Here is a 25125-nt window from a genome sequence, read left to right as displayed (position 1 = left end):
TTGCAAGCTAAGGTAAGTTTGCCGGAATTAATAAATCCTCACGTGCTTAGAGCAAAAATCATGGCTAAAAAGAAACTAGAAAACCTCTCTTTTGAAGAATCATTAAATGAACTTGATACAATTGTGCAAAGTTTAGAGCAAGGTGAATTAAGCCTTGAAGAATCAATGGCGCTCTTTGAAAGAGGCCTGAATCTGAGCCAAATAAGTCAGGTGAAATTACAAGCTGCTGAACAAAAAGTACAAATTTTACTAGAGAAAAATGGCACTGCCCAGTTAACGGACTTTGATAGCAGCGCAGGCGAAAGTTAATGACAACATTAATTTCTTATGCCAATTACCAACTACGAATCAACGACTTCTTAGCCACTAAGCTGAAAGAACTTCCCATCAATGATCCTACGCTTATAGAAGCCATGCGTTATGGTTTACTTATTGGCGGAAAACGAATGCGTCCCTATTTAGCTTATATCACAGGCGAGGCTGTTTCTGCTGATTTGAATGATATTGATGCAGTAGCCGGTGCACTTGAGTGCATACATGCATACTCGCTTTTACATGACGACTTACCTGCGATGGATGACGATGATTTAAGACGTGGAAAGCCAACTTGTCATAAAGCGTTTGATGAAGCTACCGCAATATTAGCTGGCGATGCATTACAAACCCTTGCTTTTGATATTTTAGCGAATCACACGTTTTCATCAAATCAAACAATTTCTAACATGCCTATACAGGTAAAGCTAATTCAACAATTAGTGCGTGCATCAGGTTACCAGGGGATGTGTGGCGGACAAGCGCTTGATTTAGCAGCAACAGGAAAAAACATTTCATTATGTGAACTTGAAGTTCTGCACTCTCTTAAAACTGGTGCTCTATTAGAAGCATCTGTATTGATGCCAGCTATGTGTAGTGGACATGTCACCAGTGAGCACGAAAAAATATTGAGCGAATACGCTCAACTCATAGGCCTAGCCTACCAAGTTCAGGATGATATTATTGACCTAACCTCTACCGAAGAAGAGCTCGGGAAGCCTGTGGGTTCAGACATAGCCGCGAATAAAAGTACTTATCCTGCGCTACTTGGTTTACAAGGTGCACAAGATAAAGCAGAAAACTTATTACAACAAGCACTTCAAGCTTTGAGCAGATTACCTTACAATACCCAATCTTTAGCAGATTTTGCCACTTTTATTGTGAGACGCAGCCACTAGGTGTCAAGACAAAGCAAAACCTTTAAATAAAATAATCATTACCAATAGATAAACTATGACTACAAACCTTGCAAATTACCCACTACTTTCTCAGATTGATATTCCAGCAGATCTGCGTACTATGCCGCAAGAACAACTGACACGTATTAGTAATGAATTACGTAGTTTCTTACTTAATTCTGTAAGTAAGAGTAGTGGACACTTTGCATCAGGCCTTGGGACTATTGAGCTGACTGTAGCCTTGCATTATGTCTATAACACCCCATTTGATCATTTAATTTGGGATGTCGGTCATCAAGCATATCCACATAAGATTTTAACGGGCAGACGTGATCAGTTACATACCATAAGACAAAAAGGTGGTTTACATCCTTTCCCTTGGCGTGAAGAGAGTGAGTACGATACGTTAAGTGTTGGTCATTCAAGTACTTCTATTTCTGCTGCTCTCGGATTAGCGGTAGCCGCTGAAAAAGAAGCAAAGAATCGCAAAACAGTTGCCGTAATTGGCGATGGAGCAATGACTGCAGGTATGGCTTTTGAAGCCTTAAATCATGCTGGTGATATCAAAAAAGATATGTTGATTATCTTAAATGATAATGACATGTCTATTTCAAAAAATGTTGGTGCGTTGAACAATCATCTTGCCAAATTATTATCAGGCAGTATTTTTACTGGTTTCCGTGAAAGTAGCAAAAAGCTATTAGGCAATATACCACCAATAAAAGAACTTGCTAGTCGTGCTGAAGAACACTTAAAAGGTATGGTTGTACCTAGTACTTTTTTTGAAGAATTAGGTTTTAACTATATCGGCCCTATTGATGGCCATGATGTTGAAAGTTTAGTCACCACAATTAAAAATATGCGCAGCCTGAAAGGTCCACAGTTTTTACATGTAGTGACCACCAAAGGTAAAGGCTACCAAGCGGCAGAGCAAGACCCAATCAAATATCATGCCGTGCCAAAGTTTAATCCCGAAGAAACTAATTTACCTAAGTCAAAGCCCAGCTTACCAACTTATTCAAAGATATTCGGCGATTGGTTGTGTAAAACCGCTGAAATAGATAAAAATTTAGTTGCCGTTACTCCAGCGATGGCGGAAGGCTCTGGTATGGTTGAGTTCAGTCAACGCTTCCCCGATCAATACTTCGACGTAGCAATTGCTGAGCAACACTCAGTGACTTATGCTGCAGGCCTCGCAATTGGTGGTTTAAAACCGGTAGTGGCCATTTACTCTAGTTTCTTACAACGTGGTTATGATCAATTCATTCATGATGTTGCCATACAAAACTTACCCGTAATGTTTGCCGTTGACCGTGCTGGTATAGTCGGTGCAGATGGAGCAACACACCAAGGCGTTTTTGATTTAAGCTTTTTACGTTGTATTCCTAATACCGTTATCATGGCACCGTCAAATGAGCGAGAATGCCAGCTAATGTTAAACACTGGCCACAAGTTAAATAGCCCTAGTGTCGTTCGCTACCCTCGAGGCAATGGCACTGGTGAGATCTTACCAACGGTTGATGAAACCATTGAAATAGGCAAAGGGGTAACCATCGTTGAAGCAAAAGACTTAGCAAATAACAATCCAACAAGTAAAAGCATAGCCATATTAAGCTTTGGCTCTATGCTAGGTGAAGCGAAGAAAGTGGCATCCGAGCTAAACGCTACTTTAGTGGATATGCGCTTTATTAAACCGCTAGATGAAACATTGATTGATGCTTTAAATAGCAAACATGATTGTCTGGTTACCGTTGAAGATAATGCTATTGCAGGCGGTGCAGGCTCAGGGGTGAACGAATATTTACTCGCTCAAGGTAAGCCCGTTAGTATTCTTAATATTGGTATTACTGATCAGTTTGTCAAACACGGTACTCAAGAAGAAATGCATCTTGAGTTAGGTTTAGATGCAGCAGGTATACTCACTAAAATAAAGCACTTTATTAGCTAGTTTTCTTAGCAGGCAGACAAACACTAAAAAAGGATAATTAAATCACTTAATTATCCTTTTTTATTGGATGAAGCTTAATAGAGAAATACTATACCAATCGCACTCGTTTATTGCTCACCTAGCGAGAGTTATTACCATTGCCATTAGATGCTATAAATTTTCGACATCAATCCTGTTCTGTAGATTGTGTTCAAGTGCTGCTTTTTTCTCACGTTCTTGACGCTTTTCACACGGATTATCACAGTTACATTCTTTATCAATGCCAACGCTCGCTAGACCGCCACAACTCCCCGCCAAGGTTTTATTCTGGAAAATATAACCTACAGCCATAGCTGCACCTACCACAAGGAAAAAACCAAAAGTTATCAGGAAAATCATCATAATGTTATGCTCTCAACTCACTCAACTAAAAACGAAACAATCAATGCTCAGGACAAGAGCCATTGAATATATCAATGTGATATTATTAAAGTAATGCTTACTCAGCTCTTACTTTAGGTATTGCTTGAATTTTACCGTAAAACGTTCATCAAAGCCATTTTCAGTTTTAGATATAAACAGTGCGGCCAGATTATTTTCACTCGCAAAAGCCATGCCCTTGTCCATCCCCATTACCATCAGTGTGGTTGATAAACCATCAGCGGTCATAGATGAAGGAGCAATGACAGTAACAGAGACTAATTTGTGATTTATTGGCCTGCCGGTATCAGGATCAATAATATGAGAAAAACGAGTGCCATCAACTTCAAAATAGTTTCGATAATTACCAGCAGTCGCCACAGCATTATCTTTTGGAATGATAACCTGCTGCACACTGCGTTCAGTTGTTATTGGCTTTTCAATGGCAATTGCCCATAGCTCACCTGTATGCTTAAAGCCTTTTAAGCGCATCTCTCCACCGATTTCCACAAGATAATGATTAATTCCATTGGCTTCAATTAACTCAGCTACGACATCAACGCCATAGCCTTTTGCGACAGTTGAAAGATCAACATACAAGTTAGGTAAACTTTTACTTAACTTATTTTCTTGAAGGCTTAAATGTTGCAAACCAATACGTGATCTTGCTTGCATTAATAATTCAACACTAGGCACTTTTTCAGCACGCTGTTCTGGACCAAACCCCCAAAGATTCACTAAAGGACCCACGGTGACATCAAGTTTGCCTCCACTCAACTTACCTAATCGAATTGACTCCTTCATCACTCGCGCTAAACCATCACTAACCTCAACAGCTTCTGTTGATTGGTTTTGGTTAAATAATGATAGTTCAGAGTCAGGTATATAGGTAGACATCTCTTGATTAACTTGCTCTAGCGCAGTATCAATTTGTTGCTGTAACTTAAGCTCTATTACCTGCTCTTTGGTTCCAACAACTTTAATATTATACGTAGTCCCCATAGTGCGACCTTGCAATAATATTTCTGTATTTTTAGAAGGATTACTTGGGAAACAAGCCGATATCGTTAGTACTAAACCAACTAACAACACTAATTTAAGTTTATTCATTAGGACTCCAAATTATTATTTATATCAATATATTCATCTAAGTTTAACGAGTGAAAAATATATTGATATAAATAATAAAGACGACCTAAGTCGTCTTTATTTTTATGTTCATTCGATAAATAATTGCTTAATTTTTAATACAGGATATTACCTTTAGTTCGAGAAGGCTGCGCGGAGTTGACGCTAGTCAATGAGCACAGCCGACGATGAAATCAAGGCAATAGACAAGTAAAAATAAACAATTAGCCGCCGAAGTCATCCAACATTATGTTCTCGTCTTCTACACCAAGATCTTTAAGCATACCGATAACAGCAGCATTCATCATTGGTGGACCACACATGTAGTATTCACAATCTTCTGGTGCTTCATGGTCTTTCAAATATTCTTCAAAAAGAACATTATGAATGAAACCAGTTAAGCCATCCCAGTTATCTTCAGGTTGTGGGTCAGATAAAGCGACATGCCATTGGAAGTTATCATTATCAGCCGCTAAGCCGTTATAATCATCTTCATAGAACATTTCACGCTTAGAACGTGCGCCATACCAGAAGCTCATCTTACGCTTAGAATTTAAACGCTTAAGTTGATCAAAGATATGAGAACGCATTGGCGCCATACCAGCACCACCACCAATAAATACCATTTCATCATCAGTTTCTTTAGCAAAGAATTCACCAAATGGGCCTGAAATAGTAACCTTATCACCAGCTTTTAAGCTAAAGATAAATGATGACATTTTACCAGCAGGTAAATGTAAACGACCAGGAGGCGGCGTAGCAATACGCACGTTAAGCATAATAATGCCTTCTTCTTCTGGGTAGTTCGCCATTGAGTATGCACGTAATGTATCCGTGTCTACTTTTGACTCCACATCGAAGAAACCAAAATGGTTCCAGTCACCACGATATTGCTCATCAATATCAAAATCACTGTATTTAACATGGTGTGCAGGTGCTTCAATTTGAATGTAACCACCCGCTTTGAACGGAACTGATTCACCATTTGGAATTTGCAGTTTTAGCTCTTTAATGAACGTTGCTTTGTTATCATTTGAGATAACTTCACATTCCCATTGTTGAACACCGAAGATTTCATCTTCAACTTCAATTTCCATGTCTTGCTTAACAGCAACTTGACAAGCTAAGCGACAACCCGATTTTGCTTCGCGTTTGTTAATATGACCTTGCTCAGTCGGTAAAATATCTCCACCACCTGAATGCACTTCAACACGACATTGACCACAAGTACCACCGCCACCACATGCTGAAGGAATAAAAATACCTTGATCAGCTAGTGCGCCTAATAATTTGCCACCCGCCGCAGTAGTTACTGCTTTTTCTGGATCGCCATTTATATTAATCGTTACATCACCACTTGATACCAACTTAGATTTAGCAAATAAAATTACTAATACTAAGGCAATAACTATCGCAGTAAACATCGATACGCCGAGAATAATTTCCATCGACTTTTCCTTATTTTATTTATCTAAATCGTTACAGTGAAATACCACCGAAAGACAAGAAGCCAAAGGCCATCAGTCCTGCAGTAATAAATGTAATACCTAACCCTTTCAAACCATCTGGCACATCAGAATATTTCATTTTCTCACGGATACCCGCAAGTAAAACAATCGCTAATGCCCAACCAATACCAGAGCCAATTCCGTAAACAACTGATTCACCTAATGTTAGGTTTTTCGCTACCATGAAAGACACAGCACCAAAAATTGCACAGTTAACGGTAATCAAAGGTAAAAATATACCTAAGGCTTGATATAACGCAGGAAAGTATTTATCTAGTACCATCTCAAGAATCTGAACAAGCGCAGCAATTACCCCGATAAAGGTAATAAATGACAAAAAGCTCAAATCAACAGACTGTGTTGGGTCAGTAATACCTAACACACTGTCTAAAGCACCAGGGGCTAACACTGCTTGATAGATAATTTGGTTAGCAGGAACTGCAATACCAAGTACTACAACTACTGCAACACCCAAACCAATAGCAGTATCTACTTTTTTTGATACCGCTAGGAATGTACACATACCTAAGAAGAAAGATAGTGCGATGTTTTCGATAAAAATCGTTTTAACTAATAGACTTAAATAATGTTCCATTGCGATTAGTCCTTCTCTACTTGTTCAGGCTTATACTGGCGAATTGCCCAGATGATAAAACCAATAATGAAGAATGAGCTAAATGGTAAAACTAATAAACCATTTGCTTGATACCAACCGTCATTTTGAATTAAAGGTAAGATTTCAATACCGAAAAGCGTACCAAAACCAAATAATTCACGGAAGAAAGCGACTGTCATTAAGATAAAGCCATAGCCTAAACCGTTACCAATACCATCCCAAAAACTTACACCTGGTTTTTCTTTCATAGCGAAAGCTTCAGCACGACCCATAACAATACAGTTAGTAATGATCAAGCCAACAAAAACAGAAAGCTCTTTTGATAATTGATATGAAAATGCTTTTAGCACTTGGTCAACCACAATTACTAATGAAGCAATAATCGCCATTTGCACGATAATACGCACACTAGATGGAATGTGATTACGAATAATAGAAATAAACAAGTTTGAGAAAGCTGTTACCAATACAACAGCTAACGTCATAACCAAGGCATTAGCCATGGAACTTGTTACCGCTAATGCAGAACAAATACCTAACACCTGTAAGGCAATAGGGTTGTTGTCTACAATAGGTTGAGTTAAAACTTTTTTAGCTTCAGATGACATTAGTTAACACCCCCTGCGCGATATTTAGCAATAAAAGGGGCATACCCTTCTTCGCCAAACCAAAATTGTAATGTGCGCGTAACACCGTTACTGGTTAAGGTAGCACCTGATAAAGCATCAACACCGTGAATATCATCGGCTTTAGCACCACCTTTAACTAGGTTAGCTTTCACTTTACCTGCACCGTTATAGATTTTTTTACCTGGCCATAAAGCTTTCCACTTAGGGTTCATTACTTCTGCACCTAAGCCCGGAGTTTCCTTATGATCAGAGTAAACTACACTACGTACAGTATTTAAATCGCCTTCTAAGCCAACATAACCATACATTAGATCCCATAGACCTGAACCAACGATAGGTAAAACAACAGTTTCTACTTTACCGGCATCGTTGCGAACTAAATAAACTACAGCATCTTTAGAGCGACGGTTAATACCAGCCATGTCATCTTTAGGCTTATCTGACTTAGTTACATCACGTGCATTGCGACGCTCATCAAATAATTCAGGGTTACCTTCAATAAAGTCACCTGAATCTAAATCAATCATTTTTGCTTCTACTAATTTTGCAAAAGTTGCTTTAATTGCTTTAGAGCTACCGTCAGTTTTAGATAATAAACCAGATGCTTCTAAGATTTTTGTTTGTTGATCAAGTAGCTTGTTTTCTACTTGCAATGGTTTCAATTGAATTGCTGAAACTGAAACTAAAGCTGCACAAACTAAACAGACTATAAATACAAAACCAACCGTTTTGCCGAATGTTTCTTTATTACTAGACATTACGTGCAAGCCTCCGTTTAATATTGCCTTTAACTACAAAGTAGTCAAACAATGGTGCAAACAAGTTAGCAAATAAGATAGCTAACATCATGCCTTCAGGGAATGCTGGGTTTACTACGCGAACCAATACCACCATGACGCCAACTAAAGCACCAAACCAGTATTTACCAGTATTAGTGAAAGAGGCCGAAACAGGGTCAGTTGCCATAAACATCATACCAAAGGCAAAACCACCAATAACTAGGTGCCAGTGCCAAGGCATTGCAAACATAGCATTAGTATCACTACCAATCGCGTTAAATAATAATGACGTTGCAACCATGCCACCGAACACACCTAAAACGATGCGCCATGAAGCGATTCCTTTATAAAGGATATATGCACCACCCAATAAAATTGCAAACGTAGAAACTTCACCTACTGAACCAGGAATAAAGCCCCAGAAAGCGTTCCACCAATCAGCATTCATTGAATAATCAACTAAACCTTGGCCAGCTGAGCTAAGCATAGTAGCACCAGAGAAACCATCAGCGGCAACCCAAACAGCATCGCCTGAAATTTCAGCTGGATAAGCGAAGAATAAAAACGCTCTTCCGGCTAAAGCTGGGTTTAAGAAGTTTTTACCTGTACCACCAAAAATCTCTTTGGCAACAACAATACCAAAAGTAATCCCAATGGCGACTTGCCATAATGGAATACTTGCAGGCAAAATCAATGCAAATAGAATAGAAGAAACGAAGAATCCTTCATTTACTTCATGACCACGCACGGCTGCAAATAATACTTCCCAGAAGCCACCAACAACAAAGGTAACCGCATAAATAGGTAGGAAGAACATAGCGCCGTAGAACATCATATCGAATGTGCCAGAGCTTGCCGTTAAAGAGCCACCTAACAAGGTGAATAAATCAACCTGCCAAGTTTGTGGTAAAGAATAATTAGCACCCAATGCATCTACAGCTTGGAAACCTATGTTATACATACCAAAGAACATGGCAGGGAATACCGCTAACCATACTGTGATCATGATTCGTTTTAAATCAATGCTGTCACGAACATGTGTTTTACCTTTGTTAACCATACCAGGAGTGAATAACCCCGTAGCTACAGCTTCATAAAGTGCAAACCACTTTTCATGTTTACCGCCTTTTTCAAAATGCGGTTCTATATCTTCAATAAACTTTTTCAAGCCCATGACTAACCTTCCTTCTCGATAGTAGTTAGACAATCACGAAGAATTACACCGTAATCTGTTTTGCCTGGGCAAACAAAAGTACACAGTGCTAAATCTTCTTCATCTAGCTCTAAGGCACCTAGTTGTTGCGCGCCATCGGTATCACCCGAACAAATATCGCGTAAAAACAAGGTAGGCAAAATATCTAATGGCATAACACGCTCAAAGTTACCAATTGGTACCATGGCTCGTGAACTACCGTTAGTAGTCGTTGTCATGTTAAATAATTTACTTGGGAACAAATGCGACATAAAGGCGCGTGTTACCGAGAATTTATTTGGACCTGGGTACATGTAGCCAATAAATTCTTTTTCACGACCTTCAAGAATTAAAGAGACTTGTACGTTATAACGACCTAAATAGCCATGAACTGCGCTCGCTGTTGCACCCATTAATAATGAGCCAGAAATAACGCGTAATTCACCTTCAGATGCTTCACCAGCAGTTAATTCTGCGGTACTAGCACCCACTAAAGTACGAACTAGACGTGGGTTCTTAGCTGCTGGACCAGCAAGCGAGATAATACGAGTATTATCAATTTCACCAGTAGTAAATAATTTAGCAAAAGCGATAACATCTTGATAACCAACATGCCAAACAAACTTTTCAGCATTAACAGGCTTTAAGAAGTGAATATGTGTACCCACTAAACCTGCAGGATGTTTTCCAGCAAACTCAGTTACGGTAGCATTAGTATCAACAGGAATGTTTGCCCCTGGTGCTTTACTAACAAACACTTCGCCTTCAGTTAAGCGAGATAAAATGGTTAAACCATTTTGAAACGCTTCACTTTGCTCATTGATCACTACTTCTGGATTTGCTGCCAATGGATTAGTATCCATTGCACTAACAAAAATCGCAGTAGGTTTGCTATCAATAGCTGGGACTTTGCTAAATGGGCGAGTTCTTATTGCTGTCCATAAACCTGAATCGACTAGGTTCTTAACAACGTCTTCACGTGCTAAAGAAGCAAGTTTAGTTGCTGGATAAACAGTAAACGTTTCTTGATCATAGCCATCGACACCGATAACAACTGATTGCAAAACACGTTTTTCACCGCGGTTAATTTCTTTAACAACACCGGCAGCTTGAGCTGTGAATTTAACGCCAGGATTTTTTTTATCTTCAAAAATCACTTGACCTTTTTTAACGCGATCACCCACTTTAACAAACATGGTTGGACGCATACCCACAAACTCTTCACCGAGTGTTGCAACGGTTTTGATGGACGGACCATCATGGATTACCTGCTGAGGAGCGCCTTTTACAGGAACATCTAAGCCTTTTTTTATTGTAATCATAAACACTTGCACTACTTTTGATGGGAGTATAAAAATTAGTTCATTAGTTTATCTAATGAATATCAAAGCATAAAAAGCCTAAATATCAATTAGATAAAATTTAAGTCACCAATTTCAGTGTATTTCAGTAAGGAATTAACTATAGCGTTACCACTAAAGAAAAAGACCCACTGGCTCTAAGTTAAAATTTTCTGGCGCGATATTACCACAAAACGACCTTTTTATTCTACGGACATTTTAAATTTTTCATTACTATTTACGTCAATAAATGTCTATTTTGCGCAGCTCTAGCTGATAATTTAATTTTGTAAATAAGACCTTGGTAGGACAAAAGATATAAATTGGACATCACACTTTATTTATCAAAGCGTCAGTAACTATTTTTATACCAGCGAATTCCAAGTACCTGGCGTCAAAACCATTTAATAGTCAATAGCTGCACAGAGGGCTATAAAATAAGTCAATACCAATCGACCAACTTGTAAAAAAGGTGTTATAAGTGAAAGCTCAATTCACTATAGCTTGTGCTATTTTACAATCTATGAAGTATTTCACGATATGAATTTAAGACATAAAAAAAGCAGCCGATAAATGCTGCTTTTGAATGTGTAATAATGAATGAAAATAATTACAGGTGTCTTATTTTAAGATTAATCCAATTTAGGCTTGGAAAATAGCCTCTATTGACAAATTTTGTTGGGATAAAATGTCACGTAGACGTTTTAACGCTTCGACTTGAATTTGGCGTACACGTTCACGTGTCAACCCTATTTCACGACCAACATTTTCTAACGTCGATGCTTCATAGCCAAGTAAACCAAAACGCCTTGCCAAGACTTCTCTTTGCTTAGTATTGAGCTCATTTAACCAATGAACAATATTATTACTCATATCTTCTGACTGCAAATCACTTTCAGGACCAGTACTTTTTTCATCTGCGATAACATCTAACAGAGCTTTATCTGACTCGCCTGCAAAGGGGGTATCCACAGAAGCAATACGTTCATTTAAACGCAGCATCTTATTAACATCGGCTACAGGTCTATCTAGGTGCAATGCAATATCTTCGGCGGTAGGTTCGTGATCAAGTTTTTGAATTAATTCACGCGAAGCACGTAAATAGATATTAAGCTCTTTAACAACATGTATGGGGAGTCGAATAGTACGGGTTTGATTCATTATTGCCCGTTCTATAGTTTGGCGTATCCACCAAGTGGCATAAGTTGAAAAACGGAAGCCTCGCTCAGGGTCAAATTTTTCTACAGCTCGAATTAAGCCTAAGTTTCCTTCTTCAATTAAATCGAGTAAAGGTAAACCACGATTGTTATAGCGTCTGGCTATTTTCACAACTAAACGTAAATTACTTTCAATCATACGTTTTCTAGATGGTTCGTCCCCTTTAAGGGCTAAGCGCGAAAAGTATACTTCCTCTTCAGCAGTTAATAGCGGTGAAAAACCTATTTCACTTAAATAAATCTGTGTAGCGTCTAGGTTTGACGGTGCATCTTCCTTCGATTCAATCGTTTTTTTTTCTTCTTTTAATTTGACCATGCTATTCTCCCAAATTTGCAAAGCTTAATTTTAGTTTTAAATATTCACGACAACTCCGACTTTTAGTATTTATCTTAAGGTGTATTATTTACAGTTTTTAAATTATAGTTTTATCTTTTCGGTAAATATTTTAAAGGGTTAACTGATTTTCCACGAAAGCGTATTTCAAAATGAAGCATTACTTTGTTGGCGTCTGTGTCCCCCATAGTGGCAATAACATCCCCGATATTTATTATCTGTTGCTCTTTAACGAGAATACGATCATTGTGGGCATAAGCACTTAAGTAATCTTCATTATGCTTTATAATAATAAGTTTACCGTAGCCTCTTAGAGCATTACCTGCATATACCACTTTACCTGTCGTCGACGCTTTAATTTTTGTACCACGTCGACCAGTAATATCAATGCCTTTATTACCTTGTGCACTATTTGAAAAATACTCTACAACTTTACCTTTCACTGGCCATTGCCATCGACTAATTTTCTGTGAAAACTTTTCTGATGCTAATGTGCTGTTTTGGTATGATTTTCGAGTGCTTACATTTTCACCATACGCCTGCTTTTTAGTAGATGCAAGTGTATTTTTTGTGCTATTTTTTTTGTTGGCTGTAGAGCTTTTAGTCGAATTTTTATGTGATACCTTGGTTTTACTAACCTGCGCTGTTTTTTTAACCTTGGGTTCAACTAGAAATAATTTTTGTCCCGGGTATATTCGATACGGCGAGGAGATTTTATTTAGCCGAGCAATTTTTCTAACATCTGAATTTGCCCGCCAAGCAATTGAATAAAGCGTTTCTCCTTTTTTAACAAGGTATTGAGAAGCTTTAATGCTATCCCTATTTCGCTCGCCAAGCACGCTACTACTATGGATACTCGATACTGGAGCAGGGGTGTTCCGACTACTACAAGAGAAAAGAGCAATCGCTAAACCAAGGTACAGCATTATATGTTTAGCTAGATGAAAAAAGCTCATAAGAAATCCACTACAGTATTTCTCACTGCAGATCCCAAACAACCCTTATCAATACTTATGCATATGGACCTAATATCAATTCACCTTAACGTAAAGCGAAATAGCCAACAACGAGTGCACCTACAATTCCCCAGCCCAACACATCAACCCATTGCTTTATTTTTTGCTCCATAGCACTCCCTCCCCACTTGATCAGTCCTGCCACAAGGAAAAAACGCAAACCTCTGCCTATTGCTGAAGCAATAAAAAACGGCAGGAAAGCCATATGCAAAAAGCCCGCACTCACAGTAAATAATTTATAAGGTATTGGTGAAAAACCAGCAATAAACACCACCCAAACCCCCCATTCATTAAACCAACTAATAGCTGTATCAAAACGCGCTTGATAACCGAAATTAGAAATGAGTGGCTGAATCCATGGTTCAAACATTAAATAGCCAAGCCAATAACCAACTGCTCCGCCTAGAATTGAAGCTAGGGTAGTAATTCCAGCAAAATACCATGCCTTTTGAGGCTTAGCTAATACCATAGGTGCTAGTAAAACATCTGGTGGAATAGGAAAAAAAATGGACTCTGCAAAGGTAAGAGCTGCTAAGAAGCGCGGGGCAAACTGATGCTCTGCCCAACGTAAAGTCCACTGATATAGACTAGAAAAAATTTTCACTACAATAAATCTCCGGGTACTAAAGGGACAAAACGTACAGCCTCTATTTGCTGCTCGTTGAATGCATCGCCATCACGTGTAATCAGCTTTAAAATTTGAGTTTGTTCTCCAACGGGGATAATTAAACGCCCACCTTCAGCTAACTGCTCTAATAAAGCAGGTGGCACACTTGAGGGCGCCGCAGTAACAATGATAGCGTCAAAGGGTCCTTTACTTCGCCAACCCTGCCAACCATCACCATGTTTCATTGCCACATTGTGCAAATCCATCGCGCGCAGACAACGCTTTGCTTGCCATTGTAATGCCTTGATCCTTTCAACTGAAAAAACCTTATCGGTTAGTTGAGCTAAAATAGATGTTTGATAACCTGAGCCTGTGCCTATCTCTAGTATATTTTGTGGTCGACCGTCAGCTAATAATAACTCTGACATTTTAGCTACAATATAGGGCTGTGAAATAGTTTGCCCTTGTCCAATGGGTAAGGCCGTATTGTCATAGGCTTTGTGAGCCAAAATTTCGGGCACAAAAATGTGTCTAGGTGAATGAGCAATCGCTTGTAATACAGCTGTATTGCTAATACCTTCACTTTGTAGCTTGTGCGCCAGTAACTCTCCACTGCGCTTTGATTTTCCGCCTATGCGACTAGACATCATAAGAATACATCCGATTTAATCTGATAAGTTAAGCTCAGTAAGCCAACTTTTAATATGTTCTATACTACGATGAGCAGTCATATCAACTGTAAGTGGTGTTACAGACGCATAACCATTAGCGACTGCATGGAAGTCAGTTCCTTCTCCACCATCGAGCTCTTGTCCTAACACGCCATACCAATAAATATCACGCTGCCATGGATCTTGCATTTTTTTCATACGCTCAGCTTGATGGCGATGGCCCAAACGCGTTACCTTTATTCCTTTTAACTCAGCTAATGGAATGTCTGGGACATTGATATTTAAAATTTGGTCGGAAGGTAATGGATGGGTACGAAGACGTTTTATTATCTTTGAAGTAACAATTGCAGCCGTTTGATAATATTGTTCATTTTTGCCTGCCAAAGAAACTGCAATCGCTGGCATCCCCATGTGACGGCCTTCAGTTGCTGCTGCTACAGTGCCTGAATAAAGAGTATCATCACCTAAGTTAGCGCCTTTATTAATACCAGCAACAACTAAATCACAATCAGTAAAAAGCTGACTACTACCTAAGTGAACTGAGTCAGTCGGTGTACCGTTAACCGAAATAAAACCACTATCTAAGTACTCTGCCCTTAAAGGGTTTAGTAAAGTTAAAGAGTTGCTAGCACCACTACAATTCCTATCAGGCGCTACAACGTGTACCGTAAAGTGCTTAACGAGTTCATCAAAAAGTACTTTAATACCTAATGCGTTCACGCCATCATCATTACTCAATAATATTTTCATCTTACTCGTTAAACTTTCTTCATCCATAATTTATGCTCAATCCTGCTGGCTTGTGTTCGCAGTTGTTTCTCTTTTATCAATACGGCTTGTCATATCTTGATAATTCAATAACTCACGTAATACCGTAGTGGCATAACATCCAGATGGTAAAAAGAAACTAATTTTTACTGCATTGTTATTGTCATCCGAAGAGAGTAATTCAATATCGCTACGGCTAACGGATAATCGAATACGACGTCGTTCTTGTTTTAGCCCAAAACGTGGTAACCCTTCACAAAACTCTTTATTTTTTGCGGCCACTTCTTTTTCTAAAACAAGCGGATCATTACTGGTCATTAGTTTACCAGCTCCCCACATAGGTGCGGTTATATCAACATCCTTATCCATAAAGCGTTGATTAACAGAACTATCTATTTCATCAAGGTGAAATACTGATTGTGTCCCTGCCAGCATCAACACATCCCCCACAGCAACTTTATCAAAAGATTTCTGTAGAATACGTTCATTGATCACACTGTTAAAAATATGTGAGCGGGCTGCCGATAAATAGATACCGCGCTTTTTCTTATCTTTTACTTTTTGCCCGGAAAATAAAGATAAAGCACGTTCAATATTACCACCACCAATACCAAAACGTTGCTCGCCAAAATAATTAGGAACACCTTGTTCAACAATCTTTTGCCAGCGCTCTGTAAACGCTTTGATAGCAGTCACATCACGTAAAATAAGCTCAAAGCGGTTACCGGTTAACGCACCTGTTCGCAATTTTTTATTGTGTCGCTTGTAAGAAAGGATCTCTACACCTTCAATATGCAAGTCGTCTAAATTATATTCTTGCTTACCTGGAACATGAACACCAAACCACTGCTCAGTGACCGCAAACCGATCTTTTAAACCAGCATAAGAAACGAGTTGTTCTTTTACACCAAAATACTTAGCAAGCTCTCGCGCAACAAATAGAGTATTAGCACCGGTTTTTTTAATATGAATAAATAAGTGTTCCCCTTCACCGCAGGGTGAAAAAGGTAACTCTTCAAATACTTTAAAGTCACTTATTTGGCTACGCAATAAACCATTAGATTCTGGCTTACCGTGAAAGTAGGCTTGTTCAATTAACATGTTATCAATCTTCTTTTAATTCTGCATATTTCAGCAATAATGGTAATTAAACCAGTTAAATATTTTGTACTTCTTCAATAAGAGGCAAAGGATTTTCTATTGCAACCAATAAGACAACAGCATGTACTGAAATACCTTCTTTTCGTCCGGTATAACCTAACTTTTCCGTCGTTGTGGCTTTGACATTAACTTGTCCAAGCGTTGCGTTTAAATCATCACTTAAACACGTTCGCATTGCGAGTAAATGAGGCGCCATTTTCGGCGCTTGAGCGACAATAGTAATATCGGCATTACCTAGTTGAAAGCCATTATCTGTCATTAATGAAACAACATGGCGAAGTAGGATCCGACTGGAAATATTTTCATATTTTCCGTCAGTATCAGGGAAGTGATTTCCAATATCAGCTAAACATAATGCGCCTAAGATAGCATCACAAAGTGCATGTATGGCAACATCGCCATCTGAATGCGCGATAAAACCCTGTTCAAAGGGTATTTCCACGCCCCCCAGTACTAAAGGCCCCTCGCCACCAAACTTGTGTACATCAAAACCATGACCTATACGCATCTTGTTGTCCTTTTCCTTCGTAATAGCAATTAAGTTAATTCACTTAATTAAGTGAACTTTTTCAATCAACACTCTTTATCAGTATTATTTTTTTGCTTATTTAAATAAAATTCAGCTAGTGCTAAATCATTAGGCTGCGTTATTTTTATATTTTCACTACTGGCAGAGATTAATAAGCTAGGTAATTTAGCCTGTTCAATGGCTGAAGCCTCATCGGTAATATTCACCCCATTTTCCAGTGCTTGCTCTATCGCCCTTGTTAGTTCACCTGTCTTATACATTTGTGGCGTCAGTGCATGCCATAACTGCTCTCGTTCAACGGTACTCAAGATAGTAATATTCTCATCCTTAGCATTATCTTTAGCCTGGACGCCGCGTTTCATGGTATCTCTAACAGGTGTAGCTAAAATACCGCCGTAATCGTTAGATAAGCATTCACTGATTAACTTATCGATATCTTGATGAGTAACACAAGGTCGCGCAGCATCATGTACTAATACCCAAGGATATATACTCCTGTCGACAGCTTTTAAACCATTGAGTACTGAATCAACACGTTCAGTGCCGCCCGTGACACGAATGATGTCTTTATGATGTGCTAAGGAAGACTCAGCAAAATACTGATCATTAGCTCCTATAGCAACAATGACCTGGCTAATTAAAGGATGACTTAATAATCTCATCACGGTATGTGATAAAATCGTTTCATTATTAATACAAAGATATTGTTTCGGACAATTTGCCTGCATGCGTTTCCCCACGCCTGCAGCAGGTACAATAGCAATGAACTTTAGCGCTGACACCATTAAGAAACTACCTTGCTCTTCATCTAATTATTTACGTTACGGGTACTGTTTTCTTTTGGGATAAGTCGAAAGAATGTTTCACCCTCTTTGATCATACCTAACTCATTTCGGGCACGTTCTTCAATTGCCTCAAGCCCTAGTTTTAAATCATCAGTATCAGCAAAAAGTAACTTATTACGTTGTTGTAATTTCTCATTAGCACTTTGTTGGTGAATAACACTTTCTTTTAGAACAAGGTAATCAGGCACACTATTTTTACCAAACCAAAGTCGGTATTGGAGTAATACTAATAATATCAGCAATATTGCTGTAAATACGCGCATGACAACCTAAATAAAGTGTATAGAAAAATACGAGATTATTACCGTTATTATACCTATCTATAGGCAGAGTTAAATAGCTAACGGTTTTTTGAAGTTTTTCCAATTAATTGAGCAAGATAGTAACAATTCTCTCAATGTTGGTATTATAGGAAGTTGTTTATTATTACCCTGCCAGCAATGCCCTGTACAAGCTGAAGTCATTATTTTTTTATTGGGTTTTAGCAGTCGCTTATTCGCCCCTTGCTGTTGATTGACTAATTCATCTACAGCCAGCGAAAACCAACCGCTAACATTTGTTCGTATTCTCTGTTTATCCAAGTCGATACGATCAATGCAATCAATAATGATATGATCCGTTAGCAACACAGGTACGACTAGTCCAACATAAATATCTTTTTGCGAGTACCAAGAAATGGTATTCGCACATTCTTGCTCAGTTTCTTGCCCTGATGAAGGCATTCGTTTGCTTTGTTTAGCTGACCAACTGGCATTTTGGGTATCTAACATCAAGGGCGAATGCCCTTGCCCGATGACTTTTACCATAGCATGGGCTGTGCGAGTGATATAATAAGACAAACTTTCTAAGCGTGCTTGTATAGATTGCACATTTGCGAAATCACCTTTGGCAAGAAGAGCAATTTCACGCTGATAAAGGGCATTGCAAAGCTCTGCAAAGTCTCCCGTCTCAGTGTGTAGTTGCCAAAGGTTAGATTGCGACATACTTCCTACTTTACATAATGGCTACTTTAGACATATTCCAACAACAAACAACATGCTGAATATCCGGCACCAAAAGAACATAATACACTCTTATCGCCAGTTGCTAGATCCTGTTTATTTTTGTGCAGTGCGATAATACAGCCTGCTGAACTGGTATTAGCGTATTCATCTAAAATAATAGGGGCTTCAGCGCTACTGGGCTCTCTGCCAAGTACTTTTTTACCAATGAAATTATTCATATTGATATTGGCTTGATGCAAATATAATCGCTTAATGTCAGCGGCACCTAAATCCATTTTATCCATTTCACTGGTAATTAAATTAGACACCATAGGTAATACTTCTTTAAATACTTTTCGCCCTTGCTGAATAAAGTATTTATCATCTTGCTCTGAATTTTCTGGGCTACATTTATTCATATAACCAATATTACTGCGAATATTATTAGAGAAACTCGTCATCGGTTTTTCGCTGATAATTCTAAACACGTGCTCCGCATTTGCAGTACTTTCATCTTCAATGATCGATGCTGTCGCTACATCACCAAAGATAAAATGACTATCTCTATCTCGGTAATTAATTTGTGGTGATAAGATTTCAGGATTTATAACCAGCACTGTTTTTGCCGTGCCGCTGCGGATAGCATTTGCCGCGTTGATAATGCCAAATGTAGCAGCCGAGCATGCCACCAACATATCAAAGCCCCAACCGCCACAACCAAGTGCATTTTGTATTTCGATCGCCATGGCGGGGTATGAACGCTGAGTATAAGCACAAGCGACAATAATCAGATCAATATCATCTGCCGTTTTATTGGCAGCTAACATCGCTTCCTTAGCAGCTGCTACGCCTATTTCCGCCTGCATAGAGAGTTGGCCATTTTCTCGTTCGATATAACGTGGCGACATAATATCGACATTTAAAATACTTTCTTTCTCCATGACGTAGCGACTTTTTATACCTGATGCTTTTTCTATAAAACTGCTGTCTGAAGGAGATAACGCGTCTATTTCACCATCTTCAATCTCTTGACTATGAGCAAGATTAAATTTCTCTACGTATTGGTTAAAACAGTGTACTAATTCATCATTTGTGATGCTCTGACTTGGCGTAAACAACCCAGTTCCACTAATCACTACAGCCATAATAGGTCTCTTAAAATAAGGGGGAAATATCATTGTACTTATGTGACAATGACGTACTTAAGACAAGTATACTGGTATGACCATACAATTACCACAAACTCGAATAATGCCGTAAAGCTATCAAAACCTTACTTTACTTGCCTAAATATAATACTAATACTACACCACAACACTATCGTTTCAATTTTTATTTCACAGTATGACTGACAACTTTATGCGTGATCCAATTGAAGATGCTCATTTTAAGATAAAATGCTAACGTTCTGTATTCCAACTAAAGAAATAAGCCCCTAAGACCAGAAAGATACTACTCATCAACAGTAATATATTAACATGAAAACTAATATCACTCAGAGTAGCTCCTTCGGTAATCACAGCTCTAGCGCCAGACACTAAATGAGTTAACGGCATAAAGTCTGCTAAGACTTTTAATGCATCAGGCGCACCTTCTAGACTAAACCACACGCCTGAAAGCATCATCATAGGCCAAGAGGTTACATTCAATAAGCCGCCAATAAGCTCTTCACTTTTACTACGGCTTGCCACGAGCAGCCCTAGGCTAATTAAACAAAAAGCGCCTAATGCACCAATGATGAATAAGTCGAAATAACTTCCCAACATGAAAAAATCGAAAAAGACATTACAGCCACTATATACGACCGTTGACATAAACATAACAATGAACAGTCGTGATAATAATTGAGCAGAAACAAATTCAAATGCAGACAAAGGTGTTGCTTTTAAGCGCTTTAATACTGAATTTTTACGATAACGAACGATGACATAACCTACACCAAATAAGCAACTGAACATCATGTTCATACCCAATATTCCAGGTAGTACCCAATCAACATACCGAATATTCTTTCCACTACTCTGTAAACGAATAAACTCAAGTTGCTGACCAAGAAATATTTTTTCAGCTAAATAACTTTTGGACGACTCTTCATTAACCCAATAACGTTTAGTATTAAAATCAACCAACAGGTCAAGGCTATGGCGACTAAGCTTTGCTTTCGCTAAAGCAAGATCGTTATAGATAATGAAATCAATAAAACGTAACTGTGTCAGTGCTTTTTCTGCTTTACTCTCATTTATTTGTTGAGTGTTTTCTTGCTCTACAAGTAAGCCTATCTTATAAGCAGGGCGACCATCACCTGAAAAAATAAAAGAGAAGCCTACCAACAAAAGAATTGGAAATATTAGATTCCAACCGAGTGAAGACCTATCACGAAAAAATTCAATATTCCGTGCTTTAAAAACAGCAAAAAAGCGTTTGAAATTCATATGATTTCCTAAAATATAAGAGCCAGACTTCGTTATGCTTGCAACGAATGACCTGTAAGTTTCAAAAACAAGTCATCAAGGTTTGCTGACTTAACATGCAAGCTATCAAGGGAAATATTATTATTCATCAATAAAGATAATGTTTGTTCAACATTTTTACTCGTGATTTCAATCCGATCAGCTAATTTATTCCAACCATGTTCAATGACCAGCTCATTGGAGACTTGTGACTGAGGCAAGTAGATAAAAACATCTTCAAAATGTTTAGCTAATAATTCATGTGGAGTCCCAGCTTCAATTATTCGCCCTAAATCCATGATGACAATATCATCACAAAGTTGCTCTGCTTCATCCATATAGTGCGTTGTCAAAACAACGGTTTTATTTTGTGCTTTAATATTTTTAATCAATTGCCAAAAATTACGACGGGCGTGAGGATCGAGGCCTGTTGTAGGCTCATCAAGAAAAATAATTTGAGGATCATTTATCAGCGCTAAAGCGAGCAATAATCGTTGTCTTTGACCTCCAGACAATAAACGATTATCGCGATCTAAAAAATCACTTAAATCACACAGTTCGATTAATTGCGCTTGCGGCAATGTGTTTTGATAAAAAGAAGCAAATAAGTTTAGGGTTTCTTTGACGGTTAGAAAGTCCTGTAGGGCAGTATGTTGAAATTGAATACCTATTTGCTGAGATATTTGACTATCAACACGCTGACCTTGATAAAGAACATGCCCAGAAGAAGCACTGATAATACCTTCCATAATTTCAATTGTTGTTGTTTTTCCTGCGCCATTAGGCCCAAGTAAACCAAAACAATGTCCTTGTTGAACGTCAAAACTCACATTATCAACTGCACAGACATCTTTATAATGCTTACAAAGTGACTGTACGCTTACTGCTGCATGCATATTTTAAATTCCTATGTCTCAATATCTAATCATAGTGTACTGGTTAATCACTAGAAGTAATACAAAATAACAATTGCCGTATATTACTTTACCAGAAGCAACAAATGATAATAATTATCATTTGCAATACCAGTATTGTTTGTTTATGCTGAGTAAAACGAGGAGAGAAAAGATGCCGACTATTACCACGAACGATACTGACAAAGTACAAGTTGAGATTTCTAGCAACTTACTTTCTCATTTACTTAATTCAGGTTTATTACATTGCGGTGATTGCAAATGTTTAAATGCCAATGCAAAAACAATTATTTGGCATAATTTACTTGCAAGCAGTACAAGCTGCGATACTCATGATGGAGAAGAAATATTATGTGCTTAATCATGTCAAATGAATTTACGTATATGGAAAGCTGGCTAGCTATGTTGCTCACCACCTATAATAACAACCCGAGTACAGGCTTAGCTAAAACAATTAACTTTTACCTAAATAAGATACTGCATCATGATGACATTAGTTTTTGTGGCGAAAAGCAATGTGAATACCTCGCTATGAAACGATTTTGGCAATGGCATGCTAGACATAATGAAGCCGGTTAACCGTGTAAAGACATTATGTTAACTAAAGCGCTTTAGTCTACTTATTCATAGCCAAGTGTAGTAAGCCTAGAGTAAACATAGTCTTTTATATGCTTATTCAACATTTTTTTCCCTGTTAAACCAAATTGCTGACAAACAGAGTCACTATCTTGTTTTTGTATTAGTCTGGCAATGAGTACTAAAGAGTGCTGCAAGAGCTCTGTTGAGTGGTACTTAGCCTCGCTCAACAGTTCATGTTTAAGCCATAAATATAAACTATAACTGCAGCTGCTATATAAACGTTCACCACGCGAAAAGGCCCAAACATTAGCAATATCTTGGGCCGACAATGCTTTTAAGTCTTCTTTAGTATTTTGTCTCAACAGCAATAAAACAAGCTCTGTAGATAACGTTTTATATTCTTCCAAAAGTAAATAATCAAAACTCTGATAAAAATTACTATGCAAATGTTGTTGTGCTTCTTTACTTTTTTCACTAAGCGCTTTAATTAATAATGCAGAATGTTCTCCGCTCGCTTTATCCTTAGTGAAACCTATTCTTGCAGGAGAAAACCCCGCATTTAACCAAAAAGAAAGTAGTTCAGGGTTAACCCCAAAGCTAGAACCAATAAAATCGACACCTTGTTTCACTGCTAATAATTCAATGTGACGAATAAATTTAGAGCCAAGACCCTGCTGTTGAATTTGTGGGTGTACTGCAATGCGCATAATCCGTAAACATACAAAATCAAAGGCTTTTTCAAAACCACAGTGACTGAATAATGATTGCGGCAAAAAGTGATTGCGTAAACGTTGCTCAGAATTTTTTACGGCACGAACATCATCAATAGTAACGCCATGCCCTTTCCCTTCATGCATTAATAACGCAACAGCAAGTATATCGGCATTTTTATTTTGTGAGGAAAAAAGACAAGTGACTTGCACTTGAGGGTTATCCAACAGTAACTGTAAATCACTGGGCTTAGTTTGGTAATGTGCTGTCACCAGTACAGCAAAAACTTGTTTTAGCAAAACGTCATCTGCAACTAACTCTTTAGCTGGGATAACTTTAAACACCACTTCATCAAGTGCCTTTATATTATCTACTTTATGAGGAGAGCTGACTTTACTATTGAATAATGGCTGCGGAACAATTGTTGTTTTTAAATCAGGCAACTCTGCATTTAATAAACAAGCATCAAAAACCAATTGCTCAAGCGGATCATTTTCTCGCCAGCGAATCGGTTGGTTTAGATGCAAACTCACCCACTGCGGGCATAATCTATCCAGTGTTTTTTGGAACTTTAAAGTAAAGCCTCGCCCTGCCCCTTCATAGCCATGCACTGTGCTAGAAAAAACCATACGGTGGTAACTGTTAAGCAGCTGCTCAAGCAAGTAAACGGAAATTGCCGCAGCTTCATCAACTAAAAGGAGGTTAACCTTTATCCGCTCTCTAATTAATTGGTCAACAGCAATAAACGTTAACCTAGCTTTTCCATAAGTAATCTTATTACCCTGCAGCTCAATAGCGCCTAGGCTTTTCGTTAATTGTCGATAAAAAACGGACAAAGCCTGAGTATCAGGTGCCGTAATAATAATACTAAACTCGTTATGTTCATGTGCTTTCAGTAACTGTGCACAAGCAATAGCCAATGCTGATGATTTACCTCTACCACGATCAGCGGTTAATACTAACGGCCTTTTTCTATGGCCAGTTACCACTTTTTTAATAGCTTTGACAGCAGTGTGCTGCTCTGCCGTGATGCAATCAAATGAATAAAGCTGCTTGTTGTCTTGTTTCCCTTGCTTACTTATATTGCCAAGGTTTACTGGTAGTTCAACCTTTGCTTGAGAAATAACAGTATGCTCAGGCATTACTTCAATTAAAGAATAAAAGCGCCTTAAGAAAAGACTGCATTCGCGCTTTAACTTAATTTCAGGTGCAATTAGAAAAAAGATACCACCGGCCTTTAAAGTCCCCGATAACGCAGCAAAAGCATCGATGGTAAATTGACTATCAGCAAAAATGATCATATCACTTTCACTACCCAATTTATCGCGATAACGTTTGTTCTGCACATTGGCAGGAAAAACGCCACTATCACCATAAATGAGACAATGACCACTATCTGTTGCATGGTTAGAATTGGCCCTTAAAGCCGAAGAGAAAATATCAAGCGACTCAATTAAAGAGAGTGCCCAAGAATCACTTCCTGATAGTACAATAAGCCGCCTTTCACTCAATAAATAGGCATTTTTTGTATATTTATCAAACCAAGAGGTAAAAAGTTGAGCTGACATAGCTTTTTAAAAACTCCAAAAA

27 protein-coding genes are annotated in these 25125 nt (G+C 38.3%); 5 read left to right on the top strand and 22 right to left on the bottom strand.

Translation table 11 applies throughout. The annotated features are described in order from the left end of the window. The first annotated feature begins 60 nt into the window (after positions 1-60). From ND2E_RS02240 to dxs, 3 genes are read left to right on the top strand one after another with little or no spacing between them, the layout of a single operon-like run. Entirely contained in the window at positions 61-309 is a 249-nt protein-coding gene (locus ND2E_RS02240) for an exodeoxyribonuclease VII small subunit (protein WP_033095595.1), read from the top strand. Further along, positions 309-1211 carry a (2E,6E)-farnesyl diphosphate synthase gene (ispA, locus tag ND2E_RS02245; protein ID WP_033095594.1) on the top strand — a complete coding sequence of 301 codons (903 nt, stop codon included), beginning with the start codon at positions 309-311 and terminating at the stop codon, positions 1209-1211. Before ND2E_RS02240 ends, ispA begins: the two co-directional genes overlap by 1 nt. 55 nt (positions 1212-1266) lie before the next feature. Beyond that, the gene (dxs, locus tag ND2E_RS02250) at positions 1267-3159 is read left to right on the top strand and encodes a 1-deoxy-D-xylulose-5-phosphate synthase (RefSeq protein WP_033095593.1); all 1893 of its coding nucleotides are present in this window, start codon (positions 1267-1269) and stop codon (positions 3157-3159) included. 150 nt (positions 3160-3309) lie between these two features. On the opposite strand, the gene nqrM is transcribed toward dxs, so the two are convergent. From nqrM to ND2E_RS02355, 21 genes are all read right to left on the bottom strand, one after another. Next, positions 3310-3540, bottom strand: coding sequence for a (Na+)-NQR maturation NqrM (nqrM, locus tag ND2E_RS02255; protein WP_033095592.1), 231 nt, complete (start codon positions 3538-3540; stop codon positions 3310-3312). A gap of 108 nt (positions 3541-3648) precedes the next feature. Then, positions 3649-4668: an FAD:protein FMN transferase gene (locus ND2E_RS02260; RefSeq protein WP_052056963.1), complete on the bottom strand. Its 1020-nt coding sequence runs from the start codon at positions 4666-4668 to the stop codon at positions 3649-3651. Between the two features lie 242 nt (positions 4669-4910). Beyond that, a complete protein-coding gene (gene nqrF / locus ND2E_RS02265) occupies positions 4911-6134 on the bottom strand; it encodes an NADH:ubiquinone reductase (Na(+)-transporting) subunit F (RefSeq protein WP_033095591.1) in 1224 nt (407 codons plus the stop codon). A 31-nt stretch (positions 6135-6165) separates the two neighbouring features. Continuing rightward, positions 6166-6789 (bottom strand): NADH:ubiquinone reductase (Na(+)-transporting) subunit E, encoded by a 624-nt coding sequence (gene nqrE / locus ND2E_RS02270; protein WP_033095590.1) that lies wholly within the window; start codon positions 6787-6789, stop codon positions 6166-6168. A gap of 5 nt (positions 6790-6794) precedes the next feature. Continuing rightward, positions 6795-7418 carry an NADH:ubiquinone reductase (Na(+)-transporting) subunit D gene (locus ND2E_RS02275; protein ID WP_033095589.1) on the bottom strand — a complete coding sequence of 208 codons (624 nt, stop codon included), beginning with the start codon at positions 7416-7418 and terminating at the stop codon, positions 6795-6797. Further along, positions 7418-8197: a Na(+)-translocating NADH-quinone reductase subunit C gene (locus tag ND2E_RS02280; RefSeq protein ID WP_033095588.1), complete on the bottom strand. Its 780-nt coding sequence runs from the start codon at positions 8195-8197 to the stop codon at positions 7418-7420. The genes ND2E_RS02275 and ND2E_RS02280 overlap by 1 nt, the downstream gene beginning before the upstream one ends. Further along, positions 8190-9392, bottom strand: coding sequence for an NADH:ubiquinone reductase (Na(+)-transporting) subunit B (locus tag ND2E_RS02285; RefSeq protein WP_033095587.1), 1203 nt, complete (start codon positions 9390-9392; stop codon positions 8190-8192). Before ND2E_RS02285 ends, ND2E_RS02280 begins: the two co-directional genes overlap by 8 nt. Before the next feature lie 2 nt (positions 9393-9394). Continuing rightward, a complete protein-coding gene (locus tag ND2E_RS02290) occupies positions 9395-10732 on the bottom strand; it encodes a Na(+)-translocating NADH-quinone reductase subunit A (RefSeq protein WP_033095586.1) in 1338 nt (445 codons plus the stop codon). Between the two features lie 660 nt (positions 10733-11392). Further along, positions 11393-12283, bottom strand: coding sequence for an RNA polymerase sigma factor RpoS (rpoS, locus tag ND2E_RS02295; RefSeq protein WP_033095585.1), 891 nt, complete (start codon positions 12281-12283; stop codon positions 11393-11395). Between the two features lie 110 nt (positions 12284-12393). Continuing rightward, positions 12394-13257 (bottom strand): peptidoglycan DD-metalloendopeptidase family protein, encoded by an 864-nt coding sequence (locus tag ND2E_RS02300; protein ID WP_033095584.1) that lies wholly within the window; start codon positions 13255-13257, stop codon positions 12394-12396. Between the two features lie 85 nt (positions 13258-13342). Further along, on the bottom strand, positions 13343-13921 hold the full coding sequence (locus ND2E_RS02305; protein WP_033095583.1) for a YqaA family protein: 579 nt from the start codon (positions 13919-13921) through the stop codon (positions 13343-13345). Next, positions 13921-14571, bottom strand: coding sequence for a protein-L-isoaspartate(D-aspartate) O-methyltransferase (locus ND2E_RS02310; protein WP_033095788.1), 651 nt, complete (start codon positions 14569-14571; stop codon positions 13921-13923). The genes ND2E_RS02305 and ND2E_RS02310 overlap by 1 nt, the downstream gene beginning before the upstream one ends. Before the next feature lie 18 nt (positions 14572-14589). Continuing rightward, positions 14590-15345: a 5'/3'-nucleotidase SurE gene (gene surE / locus ND2E_RS02315; RefSeq protein ID WP_033095787.1), complete on the bottom strand. Its 756-nt coding sequence runs from the start codon at positions 15343-15345 to the stop codon at positions 14590-14592. 36 nt (positions 15346-15381) lie between these two features. After that, on the bottom strand, positions 15382-16464 hold the full coding sequence (gene truD / locus ND2E_RS02320; protein WP_033095582.1) for a tRNA pseudouridine(13) synthase TruD: 1083 nt from the start codon (positions 16462-16464) through the stop codon (positions 15382-15384). Between the two features lie 55 nt (positions 16465-16519). Continuing rightward, positions 16520-17032, bottom strand: coding sequence for a 2-C-methyl-D-erythritol 2,4-cyclodiphosphate synthase (gene ispF / locus ND2E_RS02325; RefSeq protein WP_033095581.1), 513 nt, complete (start codon positions 17030-17032; stop codon positions 16520-16522). A 65-nt stretch (positions 17033-17097) separates the two neighbouring features. Then, a complete protein-coding gene (ispD, locus tag ND2E_RS02330; RefSeq protein WP_033095580.1) occupies positions 17098-17838 on the bottom strand; it encodes a 2-C-methyl-D-erythritol 4-phosphate cytidylyltransferase in 741 nt (246 codons plus the stop codon). A gap of 23 nt (positions 17839-17861) precedes the next feature. Beyond that, on the bottom strand, positions 17862-18161 hold the full coding sequence (ftsB, locus tag ND2E_RS02335; protein ID WP_033095579.1) for a cell division protein FtsB: 300 nt from the start codon (positions 18159-18161) through the stop codon (positions 17862-17864). 69 nt (positions 18162-18230) lie between these two features. After that, the gene (locus ND2E_RS02340; protein ID WP_033095578.1) at positions 18231-18881 is read right to left on the bottom strand and encodes a hypothetical protein; all 651 of its coding nucleotides are present in this window, start codon (positions 18879-18881) and stop codon (positions 18231-18233) included. A gap of 26 nt (positions 18882-18907) precedes the next feature. After that, a complete protein-coding gene (locus ND2E_RS02345) occupies positions 18908-20026 on the bottom strand; it encodes a beta-ketoacyl-ACP synthase III (protein ID WP_033095577.1) in 1119 nt (372 codons plus the stop codon). 255 nt (positions 20027-20281) lie between these two features. Continuing rightward, a complete protein-coding gene (locus ND2E_RS02350) occupies positions 20282-21313 on the bottom strand; it encodes an ABC transporter permease (RefSeq protein ID WP_033095576.1) in 1032 nt (343 codons plus the stop codon). Between the two features lie 32 nt (positions 21314-21345). Further along, entirely contained in the window at positions 21346-22227 is an 882-nt protein-coding gene (locus tag ND2E_RS02355; protein WP_033095575.1) for an ABC transporter ATP-binding protein, read from the bottom strand. A gap of 172 nt (positions 22228-22399) precedes the next feature. Between ND2E_RS02355 and ND2E_RS02360 the strand changes: the two genes are divergently transcribed. Both ND2E_RS02360 and ND2E_RS02365 read left to right on the top strand, forming a co-directional pair. Beyond that, a complete protein-coding gene (locus ND2E_RS02360; protein WP_033095574.1) occupies positions 22400-22606 on the top strand; it encodes a hypothetical protein in 207 nt (68 codons plus the stop codon). 2 nt (positions 22607-22608) lie between these two features. After that, complete coding sequence (locus ND2E_RS02365) at positions 22609-22824, top strand: hypothetical protein (RefSeq protein ID WP_150113804.1); 216 nt, start codon at positions 22609-22611, stop codon at positions 22822-22824. A 41-nt stretch (positions 22825-22865) separates the two neighbouring features. Here ND2E_RS02365 and ND2E_RS02370 read toward each other — a convergent pair whose 3' ends face one another. Continuing rightward, the gene (locus tag ND2E_RS02370; protein ID WP_033095572.1) at positions 22866-25103 is read right to left on the bottom strand and encodes a tRNA(Met) cytidine acetyltransferase TmcA; all 2238 of its coding nucleotides are present in this window, start codon (positions 25101-25103) and stop codon (positions 22866-22868) included. Between the last annotated feature and the right edge of the window lie 22 nt (positions 25104-25125).

The sequence above is a fragment of the Colwellia psychrerythraea genome (genome assembly GCF_000764225.1).
GTDB lineage: Bacteria > Pseudomonadota > Gammaproteobacteria > Enterobacterales > Alteromonadaceae > Colwellia > Colwellia psychrerythraea_D.
Note: the sequence above shows the minus strand (reverse complement) of the source record. Positions and strands in the feature narration are given on the sequence as shown.

Coding starts and splice junctions, on each gene's coding strand:
- ND2E_RS02240 (WP_033095595.1), top strand. CDS start 61: ATGGCTAAAAAGAAACTAGAAAACCTCTCTTTTGAAGAATCATTAAAT.
- ispA (WP_033095594.1), top strand. CDS start 309: ATGACAACATTAATTTCTTATGCCAATTACCAACTACGAATCAACGAC.
- dxs (WP_033095593.1), top strand. CDS start 1,267: ATGACTACAAACCTTGCAAATTACCCACTACTTTCTCAGATTGATATT.
- nqrM (WP_033095592.1), bottom strand. CDS start 3,540: ATGATGATTTTCCTGATAACTTTTGGTTTTTTCCTTGTGGTAGGTGCA.
- ND2E_RS02260 (WP_052056963.1), bottom strand. CDS start 4,668: ATGAATAAACTTAAATTAGTGTTGTTAGTTGGTTTAGTACTAACGATA.
- nqrF (WP_033095591.1), bottom strand. CDS start 6,134: ATGGAAATTATTCTCGGCGTATCGATGTTTACTGCGATAGTTATTGCC.
- nqrE (WP_033095590.1), bottom strand. CDS start 6,789: ATGGAACATTATTTAAGTCTATTAGTTAAAACGATTTTTATCGAAAAC.
- ND2E_RS02275 (WP_033095589.1), bottom strand. CDS start 7,418: ATGTCATCTGAAGCTAAAAAAGTTTTAACTCAACCTATTGTAGACAAC.
- ND2E_RS02280 (WP_033095588.1), bottom strand. CDS start 8,197: ATGTCTAGTAATAAAGAAACATTCGGCAAAACGGTTGGTTTTGTATTT.
- ND2E_RS02285 (WP_033095587.1), bottom strand. CDS start 9,392: ATGGGCTTGAAAAAGTTTATTGAAGATATAGAACCGCATTTTGAAAAA.
- ND2E_RS02290 (WP_033095586.1), bottom strand. CDS start 10,732: ATGATTACAATAAAAAAAGGCTTAGATGTTCCTGTAAAAGGCGCTCCT.
- rpoS (WP_033095585.1), bottom strand. CDS start 12,283: ATGGTCAAATTAAAAGAAGAAAAAAAAACGATTGAATCGAAGGAAGAT.
- ND2E_RS02300 (WP_033095584.1), bottom strand. CDS start 13,257: ATGAGCTTTTTTCATCTAGCTAAACATATAATGCTGTACCTTGGTTTA.
- ND2E_RS02310 (WP_033095788.1), bottom strand. CDS start 14,571: ATGTCTAGTCGCATAGGCGGAAAATCAAAGCGCAGTGGAGAGTTACTG.
- surE (WP_033095787.1), bottom strand. CDS start 15,345: ATGAAAATATTATTGAGTAATGATGATGGCGTGAACGCATTAGGTATT.
- truD (WP_033095582.1), bottom strand. CDS start 16,464: ATGTTAATTGAACAAGCCTACTTTCACGGTAAGCCAGAATCTAATGGT.
- ispF (WP_033095581.1), bottom strand. CDS start 17,032: ATGCGTATAGGTCATGGTTTTGATGTACACAAGTTTGGTGGCGAGGGG.
- ispD (WP_033095580.1), bottom strand. CDS start 17,838: ATGGTGTCAGCGCTAAAGTTCATTGCTATTGTACCTGCTGCAGGCGTG.
- ftsB (WP_033095579.1), bottom strand. CDS start 18,161: ATGCGCGTATTTACAGCAATATTGCTGATATTATTAGTATTACTCCAA.
- ND2E_RS02340 (WP_033095578.1), bottom strand. CDS start 18,881: ATGTCGCAATCTAACCTTTGGCAACTACACACTGAGACGGGAGACTTT.
- ND2E_RS02345 (WP_033095577.1), bottom strand. CDS start 20,026: ATGGCTGTAGTGATTAGTGGAACTGGGTTGTTTACGCCAAGTCAGAGC.
- ND2E_RS02350 (WP_033095576.1), bottom strand. CDS start 21,313: ATGAATTTCAAACGCTTTTTTGCTGTTTTTAAAGCACGGAATATTGAA.
- ND2E_RS02355 (WP_033095575.1), bottom strand. CDS start 22,227: ATGCATGCAGCAGTAAGCGTACAGTCACTTTGTAAGCATTATAAAGAT.
- ND2E_RS02360 (WP_033095574.1), top strand. CDS start 22,400: ATGCCGACTATTACCACGAACGATACTGACAAAGTACAAGTTGAGATT.
- ND2E_RS02365 (WP_150113804.1), top strand. CDS start 22,609: ATGTCAAATGAATTTACGTATATGGAAAGCTGGCTAGCTATGTTGCTC.
- ND2E_RS02370 (WP_033095572.1), bottom strand. CDS start 25,103: ATGTCAGCTCAACTTTTTACCTCTTGGTTTGATAAATATACAAAAAAT.